The sequence below is a fragment of the Streptomyces sp. NPDC033229 genome, assembly GCF_055576875.1.
On the sequence record NZ_JBVIQR010000012.1, the window covers coordinates 107016 to 117435 of the forward strand.

Annotated in this window: 9 protein-coding genes and 1 riboswitch; of the genes, 3 read left to right on the top strand and 6 right to left on the bottom strand. The window is 73.1% G+C overall.

The genetic code is table 11. The features are described 5' to 3' along the window. Positions 1–223: 223 nt before the first annotated feature. Positions 224–1465: a glycosyltransferase 87 family protein gene (locus ACZ53N_RS13655; RefSeq protein ID WP_469141038.1), complete on the top strand. Its 1242-nt coding sequence runs from the start codon at positions 224–226 to the stop codon at positions 1463–1465. 13 nt (positions 1466–1478) lie between these two features. On the opposite strand, the gene ACZ53N_RS13660 is transcribed toward ACZ53N_RS13655, so the two are convergent. From ACZ53N_RS13660 to ACZ53N_RS13680, 5 genes are all read right to left on the bottom strand, one after another. After that, positions 1479–2741: a hypothetical protein gene (locus ACZ53N_RS13660; protein ID WP_469141039.1), complete on the bottom strand. Its 1263-nt coding sequence runs from the start codon at positions 2739–2741 to the stop codon at positions 1479–1481. A gap of 41 nt (positions 2742–2782) precedes the next feature. After that, positions 2783–3841: an NlpC/P60 family protein gene (locus ACZ53N_RS13665; RefSeq protein ID WP_469141040.1), complete on the bottom strand. Its 1059-nt coding sequence runs from the start codon at positions 3839–3841 to the stop codon at positions 2783–2785. Positions 3842–4155: 314 nt separating this feature from the next. Next, positions 4156–5223, bottom strand: coding sequence for a C40 family peptidase (locus ACZ53N_RS13670; RefSeq protein ID WP_469141041.1), 1068 nt, complete (start codon positions 5221–5223; stop codon positions 4156–4158). 216 nt (positions 5224–5439) lie between these two features. Further along, entirely contained in the window at positions 5440–6807 is a 1368-nt protein-coding gene (locus ACZ53N_RS13675; RefSeq protein WP_469141042.1) for an NYN domain-containing protein, read from the bottom strand. A gap of 19 nt (positions 6808–6826) precedes the next feature. Next, positions 6827–7066, bottom strand: coding sequence for a hypothetical protein (locus ACZ53N_RS13680; RefSeq protein WP_130877375.1), 240 nt, complete (start codon positions 7064–7066; stop codon positions 6827–6829). Between the two features lie 268 nt (positions 7067–7334). Between ACZ53N_RS13680 and ACZ53N_RS13685 the strand changes: the two genes are divergently transcribed. Continuing rightward, positions 7335–8045: a rhomboid family intramembrane serine protease gene (locus ACZ53N_RS13685; RefSeq protein ID WP_469141101.1), complete on the top strand. Its 711-nt coding sequence runs from the start codon at positions 7335–7337 to the stop codon at positions 8043–8045. Continuing rightward, positions 8042–8323 carry an Lrp/AsnC family transcriptional regulator gene (locus ACZ53N_RS13690; RefSeq protein WP_130877377.1) on the top strand — a complete coding sequence of 94 codons (282 nt, stop codon included), beginning with the start codon at positions 8042–8044 and terminating at the stop codon, positions 8321–8323. The genes ACZ53N_RS13685 and ACZ53N_RS13690 overlap by 4 nt, the downstream gene beginning before the upstream one ends. A gap of 203 nt (positions 8324–8526) precedes the next feature. Here the strand turns inward: ACZ53N_RS13690 and ACZ53N_RS13695 are convergent, their stop codons facing one another. Continuing rightward, positions 8527–9924, bottom strand: coding sequence for an aminotransferase class V-fold PLP-dependent enzyme (locus tag ACZ53N_RS13695; RefSeq protein ID WP_469141043.1), 1398 nt, complete (start codon positions 9922–9924; stop codon positions 8527–8529). A 187-nt stretch (positions 9925–10111) separates the two neighbouring features. After that, positions 10112–10228: riboswitch (SAM riboswitch) on the bottom strand. Positions 10229–10420 lie beyond the last annotated feature (192 nt).

Consider the following 10420-nt stretch of genomic DNA (forward strand, 5'->3'; position numbering starts at 1 on the left):
TCGCTCGGCTGGAGGCCTGGGGCCGTGACATCGCGCCCGACAGTACCGGGTGCGCCCCCGGCCGCCGCCGGGGTGCCCCCGGGGCGGCTATCTGGACCTTCGTCCCGCCACGTCACCGCGCGTGGGCCGCCTCGACCGGCCATCATGCCTTGGAGTGACGGAGCGTATAGGGACGTGCGTGGATCGTGAACCGTGCGTGGACCGTGAATGGACGAGGTGAATCATGGCGGGCACTGGCTTGCGGCTCTCGATCGTGGTGTGGGCCGTCACCCGGGCCGTTCTGCTGCTGTGTGTGTTCCGGGTGTGGGTGCTGCCCGGATCGGACGTCGCGATCGACATCGAGGTGATCTACCACGGCTGGTACCAGGTACTGCGGACCGGCACCTTCCCGCTGGACGACGTGACCTGGCAGTACCCGCCGGCCGCGGCGCTGGCCGTGCTCTCCCCCGGGCTGCTGCCGTTCCTCGACTACGCCCCGGCGTTCTTCCTGATGTGCTTCCTGGCGGACGTGCTGGTCTTCGCGATGCTGCTGTTCACCGTGCGGGGCGGCCGGCGCAGCCGGGCGGGGGTGTGGGTCTGGGTGGTCGGGGTGCCGCTGCTGGGCCCCATCGTCTACGCCCGCTACGACGTGATGGTGACCGCCGTGGCCGTCGCCGGGCTGCTGGCCGCCGCGCGCCCGGCCGGAGCCCGGCTCTCGGGGGTGCTCGCCGGTTTCGGGGCGTTGCTGAAGGTCTGGCCGGTGCTGCTGCTGGTCGGTACCCCGCGCGGCCCCCGCTTCCGTTCCGCGTGGAGCGCCGCGCTGGTCACGGGGCTCGTGCTGGGGCTGCTGTTCGCCGCGGCGATGCCGGGGGCGCTGGCGTTCCTGACCTTCCAGCGCGACCGTGGCACGGAGATCGAGTCGCTGGGGTCGCTGGTCTTCCATCTGGGGCGGCACTTCGGGTGGGAGGGCCACGCGCGGCTGCACTACGGCTCGGTGGAGTTCCTCGGCCCGTACGTCCGCACCATGAGCCGGCTGGCGCTGGGTCTGAGCGTGCTGGCCTTCGGGTGGCTGCTGCTGTGGCGGGTGCGGGCGCGGCGGTTCACGGCGTGCACGCCCTACGACGCGGCCTTCGCCGCCGTGCTGCTGTTCACCACCACCAGCCGGGTGATCAGCCCGCAGTATCTGATCTGGCTGATCGGCCTGGCGGCGGTGTGCATGACGATGCGGACGACCCGGCAGGGGCTGCCCGTCGCCCTGGTGCTGCTGGCGGCGCCGCTCACCCAGCTCGAGTTCCCCATCTGGTTCTCGCACGTCGTGGCCAGCGACAAGCTGGGCGTGACGACGCTGACGCTGCGCAATCTGCTGCTGGTGGTGGCGACCCTGCTCTCGTGTGCCCGGCTGTGGCGGGAGACGGTGACCGAGGCGGGCCCGACCGGGACGCCGGAACCACCCGCCGAACGGTCGTCCGCGCTGGTCGCCAAGTGACGGCCGGCAGGCGTCAGCCGAGCGCGGCCTCCAGATAGGCGCGCCAGCGCGCGGTGAAGTCGCCGAGCCCCACCCCGAGCACATCGCGCAGGGCGTCCTCGACGGCGCCCGCCCGGCGGCTGTGCCCGCCCACGGCGCGGTAGAAGGCGACGAGCTTCTCCTCGCCCCACTCGTCGGCGATCATGCGGCAGGCCAGCCAGCCCTCCTCGTAGGCGCGGGCCAGCCGCCCGGACTCGCCCGCGAAGCCGAACTCCCCGTCCTCGGGCAGCCGCCGCGGCAGCTCACCGCCGGAGACGGCGCGGGCCAGCTCGGGGGCGGCCTGGGGCGGGGTGCGGTCGGTGTCGCGGTAGGCGGCCCAGTCGGCGAAGCCCTCGGAGAGCCACAGCGGGGTGGCCGGGGAGGTCAGCGCGCGGGTGGCGACATGGGCGGTCTCGTGGGTGAGCACCACACGGCGGCCGAAGTCGCCGAGCACGCCGTACGCCTCGGGGTTGACGATGATCCGGTCGGCCGGGGCGGCACCCGCGCCACCCACCTCACCCGTCGTGACCGCCGCGATGCCCCGGTAGCTGGAGGCGGGCGCCCCCAGCAGGGCGGCCATGGTGTCCAGCGAGGCCGGCATCTCGACCACCACCCGCCCCGCCCACTTCCCCCGCCAGGCCGCGCCCACGGCGGGCACCGCCCGGTCGGCGAGGTCCGCGAGGGCCCGCAGCCGCCCCCGGTCCTGGCCGACGCCGAGGACGAGGCTGTGCGTGCCGCGCACCACCGTCACCGTGCCCTGCTCCCACAGTTGCCGGCCGCCGTCGCGGTCGTCCTGGGCGGCGACGTACCACCGGCCGTCGCGTTCGACGAGCGTCAGCCGCGCGGGGGCCGTGACGGGCGCGGTGTCGTAGCCGGCGATCCGGTAGCGCAGCTCGGCCTCGACGGCGACGCGGCGGCCGTCGCCGGGAGCGGGGGCGAACCCTCCCCTGCGCACCAGCCGATAGCCGTAGGCGGCCAGCGGTACGTCCTTGAGCCGGTCGAACACCTGCTGCCGTGCGGCGCGGTAGCCCGTCGCCCGAGGGTCCACGGCGGCCAGGAAGCCGGCCTCGTCACGGCCGCGCAGCGCGTCGGCCCACCGGTCCAGCAGGCGCTGCACCGACCTGTCGTCGGCCCCCGGGCCCGCCGAGGAGCCCATCGACCCGCAGCCGGTCAGGGCCTGGGCGCCGAACAGGACCACTGCCAGGCCGCACGCCACGCGTCTTCCGCCCCACCGCTGTCGCCCTGTCACGCCCCGCATCGTACGAGCCGCGGGGCGTGCGACAGGTGTTCAGGGCGCGCTCATGGCCGGGTGACGGAGGAAATCGGCATCATGTTGGCCGGGTCGTAGCGGACCCGGGCACCGGGGTAGGGGGCGTGCACGACCTGCCCATTGCCCACGTACATGCCCACGTGGCTGGCGTCGGACCGGTAGATCACCAGGTCGCCGGGCTGGGCCTCCGACAGCGAGACGTGCCGGCCGGCGTTCCGCTGCGCCTGCGAGGTGCGCGGCAGGCCCACGCCCGCGCGCCCGTACGCCCACATCATGAGCCCCGAGCAGTCGAAGGCGCCCGGGCCGGTGGCGCCCCAGGCGTACGGGGAGCCGACGGCGGAGCGCGCGGCCATGGCGGCCGCGGCCCCCCGCGAGGAGGTGGGGGCGAGGCTCGGCAGCGCGGCGGCGAGGACCCCGTCGCCGCGGTCGGACCGCGACGCGCGGCCGTATTCCTCCCGGTCCGCGGTGGGCAGCGAGTTCAGCAGCCTGCGGGCCGTGGCGAGCTTCCGCTCGACCTCCTGCTTGTGGCGGACGACGGCCCGGCGGCCCTCCTCGAGGTCCGCGAGAATCCGGGCCGCCTCCGCCCGCTCCTGGCGCAGTTCGCGCTGCGCGCCCTGGAGGGTCCGCAGCTGGTCGGCCTGCCGACCGGTGACCCGGTCGAGGGTGGCGGCCCGCTCCAGATAGCCGTCGGGGTCGGAGGACAGCAGCAGTTCGATGGCCGGGTCCATGGCGCCGCCGGTGCGGTACTGCGCGGTGGCGATCATGCCGAGGGCGGTGCGCAGCCGGTTGACCCGCTCCTGGCCGCGCGCGACCCGGTCGGCGGCCCGCTCCACCCGCTCGCGCAGGCCGTCGGTGCGCTCGTCGGCGGCGTTGAACTTCTCGGTGGCCCGCTCCGCTTCCTCGTAGAGCCGGTCGACCTGTGCCTTCACCGTCCCCGAAGCCCGGTTGCCGTCCGCCCCTTCGCCGGGCCGGGCGTCCGCGGGTGCCGCCGACAGGGCGGCGGCCGCGGTGGCCATGGCGGCGGACAGAACGGTGACCCGGACGGACCGGTTGAGACCGGTCGGCGCGGAACGGCGATGGAACGCCACGGGAAGCCGCACTCCCTTTCACTGTGTGCGGCCCCTGCCGCCCGGGGTCGGGCGTACGACAGCGGGGCACCGCGCGCCAGACAGTAGCGGCGCGATCACCCCGGGTTCAAAGACCGTGCGGGGCGGGAAACGTGACGCCCCGCCGGAGACGCAGGTCACCGGCGGGGCGTGGAGTCAGCGAAGGGTTCCGGGATTCACCCGAAAGGGCGGTGTGTCGCTCAGGCCCGTCACGGAGGACGGGCCTGGGGCGCACCCGGGGTGCGGATGGGGCTCGTGGGGGCCGCGAGAGGGCGGCCCGGAGCCCCCGGCAGGTATCAGCCGACGCGCACGCCGAACTGGAAGGGCATGTTGCCCATGGCCTCGTAGCGCACGTTGGCGCCGGGCTTCGGGGCGTGCAGCACCTGGCCGTTGCCCGCGTACAGACCGACGTGGTGCAGATCGCCGTAGAAGATCACCAGGTCACCGGGCTTGAGGGAGCCCTGGTCGTAGATGCGGGTGCCGGCGTTCGCCTGGTCCTGCGACATCCGGGGCAGGGTGACACCCGCCTGCGAGTACGCCCAGGAGGTCAGCCCGGAGCAGTCGAAGGAGTTGGGGCCGGTCGCGCCCCAGACGTACGGGGAGCCGATCTTGCTCTGGGCGGCGCCGAGCGCACCGCCGGCGCGCTGCGACTCGGGCACGGGCTTGTCCGAGCCCCCGGGGTCCGTGCGGCTGCCGCCGGAGCGGCTCGCGCGGTCGGCGGCGTCCTTGCCCTCCTGCGCCTTGTCCGCGCCCGTGACCTCGGCCTTCTCCTTGGCCGTGAGGGTGTTGAGGAGTTCCTGGGCATCGGAGAGCTTGTCCTGGATCTCCTTCTTCTTGTCCCCCAGCGCCTTGCGCGTGGACTCCAGGTCGGCGAGCTTGTCGGCGGCCTCCTGGCGCTCCTGCTTCAGGGTGCGCTGCTTGCCGGCTATCTGACGGAGCGTCTCCGCCTGCTTGGCGGTGAGCTGGTCGAGCGTGGAGGCCCGCTCCAGATAGCTGTCCGGGTCGGAGGACAGCAGCAGTTGCAGGGAAGGGTCGATGCTGCCGGTGCGGTACTGCGCGGTGGCCATCGAACCGAGGCTGTTGCGGAGCTTGTTCAGCTCCTCCTGGCCGCGCGCGACCTTGTCCTGGAGGTCGCCGACCTGCTTGTCCAGCTTGTCCTGCTTCTCCTTGGCCCCGTTGTACTTCTCGGTGGCCTGCTCGGCTTCCTCGTAGAGCTTGTCGACCTTCGACTTGACGTCCTGCTTGGACGCCTGGGGATCGGCGTGCGCACCCTGGGCCGAGAGGGCGACGGCCGCCGCGGCGGTCGCGGTGAGCACGGTCACCCGGGCGCGGCCCGGCTGCTTGGGTCGACGGTGGGACGCCACGGAGACGAGCTCCTTTTCCTGGGGCCGCCTACCGCGCAGGCTCCGCGGGCTCGGCGGGACCCTCGCCGTCACCCCGAATGGATGAACAACCGCGCGAAGGTTCGAGGCCCGACCTTAGTGAACTTCCCGCATTCCGTTCAAACTCTGCCGCGAAATAACCCGGCCACCGAGGCATCTTTTACGAAGATGACACAGTAGGTGACGGTCGCCCCACGCTCAGGTACGCGCAAGTCGCTTGAGCAGCAAGGCCGATGCCACCGGCCGCGCGCCCGCCTTCGCGACGCCGTCGGCCACCTCCCGGTCCGTGGAGACCACGACCACCGGCCGGCCCGGCGGCTCGGCCCGCACCAGCTGCCGGATCAGCTCGTCCGCCGTCACCCCGGCCTTGCTGAACAGCACCCGCACCCCGCGCGGCGGCGCGAGCAGCACCGGCGCGGCCAGCTCGGCGCCGTCGAAGACGCACGTCATCTCCGCGCCCGTCTGCGCGGCCAGCATCGCGAGCCCGCCCAGCAGCCGCAGCCGCTGCTTGTCCAGCGGCATCGTCGGATAGCCGGTCTTGGTGACGTTGTAGCCGTCGACCACCAAGTGCGCCTGCGGCAGCGCCAGCAGTTGGTCCAGCAGCGCCGGATCGGTCTCCGACAGCGCGCGATTGGCGATGTCCTTGGGCGTCATCCGGCCCGGCTCCACCGCGTCCACCGTGTCCGCCGGGCGCACCGACGCCGGCGGCAGAGCCAGCTCGCGCCGCAGCCCCTGCGCCGCGTCCAGGACGGTGTCGAGCAGCAGCCGCAGCCGCATGTCCTCCACGCTGCGCCCCTCGCGCACCGCACGACGGCTCGACTCCAGCGCCGACTCGGCCTCCGCCAGCCGCGCCTTGAGCCGCCGCGCCTCGCCCAGGGCCGCCGTCTTCTCGGCCGCGGCGGCCGAGCGCACACTCTCCAGCTCGGCCTGCGCCTTGCGCAGCGCCGCCTCACCGCGCCGCACATCACTGACCGCGCTGCGCAGCTTGCGCTGCGCGGCCTCGGCCTCCTTGCGCACGGTGTCCAGCTCCGCGCGGGCCCGGTCGGAGTCCGTACGGGCCTCGGCGCGCGCGGCGGCCAGCTCCTCGCGCAACTGCCGCAATTCGCGCTGCGCCTCCTGGCCCGCCCGCTCGGCGCCGGCCCGCTGGGCCTCCTCGCCGGCCGCGGTGACCAGCTTGACCCAGCCGAGCGGCCGCAGCACATAGGCCATGGCCGCCACGTCCTCCGGGTCCGCGGCGGCCGGCGGGGACCCGGCGTCCAGCGCCTCGGCCAGCTCGGACCCGCCCTCGCGCAGCCGGGCGGAGATGCGCTGCCGGAAGACGGCGTCGTTCTCCACCGCGGCGGCCATGGCGTTGCCCGCGAACTTGGCCCGCCGACTCGGCGTGAACCGGGCGTACTGCCGCAACTGCGGGGGCAGTTCGGCGACCGTCAGCCCACCGAACGCCTCCGCGACGAGCCCGACGACCCGTCGCCTGATCCCCTCGGGCAGCGGACGGTCGAGCACCTCGGCAACACCGTCGGCACCGCCGGCGTCACCGGCCGACTCGCCGCCTGTGTGCTCCACCACCGTTCAACGCTCCCGTTCTTCAGGCGCCCGCGCCCGGCCGGTCCACCAGCTCGATCTGGTCGACCGCGTTGCACCAGCGGCAACGCACGGACTCGATGGTCTCACTGACCACCTCGCGCTCCTCCACGTTCGGCTCTCCCGCCAGGTCGAGGTGGACGTACTCGACGGCCCTGGTCGAACGGGTCACGTCGAACCGGGTGAGATTGCCGCACAGCGTGCAGCGCCACCGGGTCTCGGCTGTCGGCTGGGGAACACCCATCGTGTCGTCCGTCCTCGTCGTCTGCTGCCACGGCCCCCGGGCGGGCCGCGGCGTCGAACCGCGGGAGTGCCTTCCCCGTAACCCTACGGCCTGCCGGTCTCGCGACGCGGTGCGCAGGCCCGCGCGGACGGCCCGGCGAGGCACTCTGGGCAGGTTGCGCACGGTACGCAATGATCTGACCATGATCGGAAAGGTAGTACGTCTCGGGAAGGCGGCACTCCCCGGCCCCTCCGACGGTGCCCCCGCGACCCGTGTGCCGACCCCCGTGATGACCTACACCCTCCTCGGCATCTGCTGTGTCGTCTTCCTCCTCGGCCCCGCTTCGGGCTTCAACGCCTCCTACGGCACCGGCGCCGAGCTGATCGCCGCGCAGACCACCTACTTCGAGCGCTGGGGCGTGGTGCCCGAGGAGCTGTGGCTCGGCCCGCCGCTGGAGCTGTGCACGCCCTTCACCGCCCTCTTCGTACACGGCAACTGGCTGCACCTGCTGGGGAACATGCTCTTCCTCTACGTCTTCGGCGCGATGACGGAGGAGCGGCTGGGGCGGATCCCCTTCGCCCTTCTCTATCTCGCCACGGGCTATCTGGCGCTGCTCGGCTACGCGGCCGTGCACGCCCACTCCGCCCAGACGCTCGTCGGCGCGTCCGGGGCGATCTCCGGGGTGCTCGGTGCGTTCCTCTATCTCTTCCCCAAGGCCCGTGTCACCAGCCTCTTCCCGTTCCTCTTCTTTCTGCCGCTGCGGTTTCCGGCGTGGGCCGTGCTGCTCTTCTGGTTCGCGCTCCAGTGGCTCGCCGCACGCACGGCGGGCGACCGCCCCGGGGTGGCCTACCTGGCCCACGTGATGGGCTTCTGCCTCGGCTTCCTCTGCACGTGGGCCCGCTGCGGACCTGCGGATAGAGTGAAGGCCGCAGCCAGGTCCCACGAGGAGTCGCCCGCTCCCGGGGGCGACCCCGGGACCCCCGATAGGAGCCAGCCGTGATCACTTCGATCGTGCTCATCAAGACCGACGTGGACCGGATCCCCGAGATCGCCGAGAAGATCGCCGCGCTGGAGGGCGTCAGCGAGGTCTATTCGGTCACCGGCGCGCACGACCTGATCGCCATGGTGCGGGTGGCCCGGCACGACGACCTCGCGGACGTCATCCCCGGCCGCATCAGCAAGGTCCCCGGCGTGGCCTCCACGGAGACGCACATCGCGTTCCGCACGTACTCCAGCCACGACCTGGAAGCGGCCTTCGCGATCGGCCTCGACTCGTAGCGAGTCCGGCCGGGGGGCCGTGTCGTCCGCACCACCGCTGCGCGGCGGTGTCCTCAATCTCCCCCAGCTACCGCTGGGAGGTGCCCCCAGCGGGCTTGATGTGGCTGAGCTCAGCCACAACCAGCCCGTCCGGCGATTGAGGACGCGCCCGCAGGGCGCCCGCCGCCGCAGGCGGCAAGACCGGCCCGCAGCCGAAGGTCCGGCTATACGGGCACGCAGCGCCCACCCTCCGTCCGGTAGGACCACCGCGCGCCGTTCCGGACCAGTTCCCCCACCGCCGTCACGAACCGCTCGACGTGCTCGTCCGGCGTGCCCGCGCCGAAGCTGACACGGAGGGCGTTGAGCTGCGGCCCGTCGTCGGCGGCGCCGTCCGGCGCCCCGCACTCGCCCGGCTCGTCGGACTGTTCCCCCAGGAGCGTCCGCACCAGCGGGTGCGCGCAGAAGAGCCCGTCGCGGACCCCGATCCCGTACTCCGCGGAGAGCGCCGCGGCGAAGTGCGAGCTGTTCCAGCCCTCCACGACGAAGGAGATGACGCCCACCCGCGGGGCGTCGTCGCCGAACAGCGAGAGCACCTTGACCCCGGGCACCTCCGCGAGGCCCGCCCGTACCGCCTCGACGAGGCGCTGCTCACGCGCGACGAGCCGCTCGAAACCGGCCTCCGTGAGCGCCTTGCAGGCCGCGGCGATGGCGTACACCCCGATGACGTTGGGCGAGCCCGCCTCGTGCCGGGCGGCGGTGTCGTGCCACTCGACGTCCACCCCGCCGCCGACGCGACGCGCGACCTTGCGGCTCGCCCCGCCGCCCGCCAGATACGGCTCGCCGGCCTGGAGCCAGTCCGCGCGCCCGGCCAGCACACCGGCGCCGAACGGCGCGTACAGCTTGTGCCCGGAGAAGGCGACCCAGTCGACGTCCAGCTCCGTGACGTCCACCGGGTGGTGGGGGGCAAGCTGCGCGGCGTCCAGCACGATCCGGGCGCCGTGCGCGTGCGCGGCGGCGGCCAGCTCCCGCACGGGCCACAGCTCACCCGTCACATTGGACGCACCGGTCACACAGACCAGGGCCGGGCCGTACGGCTCCCGGGCGGCGAGGGCCTCCTCCAGCGTCCGGACCGCCTGGCCCGGGGTGCGCGGTGCGTCGAGGTAGGTGACATCGACGTCCTCGCGCCGCTCCCACGGCAGCAGCGAGGCGTGGTGCTCGGTCTCGAAGACGAAGACCCGGGTACCGGCCGGGACCACGGCCGCGAGCAGGTTCAGCGAGTCGGTGGTGGAGCGGGTGAAGACGACCTGGTCGGCGGGGCGGCAGCCGAGGAAGGCGGCCACGTCCGCCCGGCTGTTCTCGAACAGATCGGTCGACAACTGCGAGAGGTAACCGGCCCCGCGGTGCACGCTCCCGTAGTAGGGCGCGTACGCCGCGACGTCGTCCCACACCCGCCGCAGCGCCGGGGCGCTGGCCGCATAGTCGAGCGCCGCGTACGGCACTTCACCCCCCGTGACGAGCGGCACCCGCACGTCGTGGCCGAGGACCGGCAGAGGCGCGTCGGCGGGGGCCTCGACGGTGGCGGTGGTGGCAGTGGCAGTGGCGGCAACAGGGCATGCGGACATGGCGAATTCTCCTGCAGACAGGGGGGATTGCGGATACGCACGCGGGAAGGCGTCACCGGCGTGCGGGAAACCGAACTCCGGCGCGCGGCACAGTGCGCGCGGAGTTCACGGGAAACGGGCCGTAGGCCCTATCGCATTCGCTGCATCACGGAAGAAGCTCCCTCGACGACCAGGATCCCTGGCGAGGGATCCGCGCTTGCCGCAGACCTCTTGTCTGCGGCCCGGTCATCACCCGGGGCACCCCGCCACGGAAGGAGGGTTGCCGGACAGCGGGCCGGGGCCTATGTCGCTGTCACTCGTGACCTGGCGAAGATTATGGCACAGCGGATCTCCTGGCGGTATGGGAGTCCGCATGCCGGGCGGTCCTGCGGGCCGTGGCGTGTGCACCTCCGCTGCGCGGCGGTGTCCGGGGTCGGGGGGGGGGGGGGGGGAAAAAAAAAAAAACCCCACGGGAAGAAGAAACCCAAAAAGACAACACACACACCCAAAAAAAAAA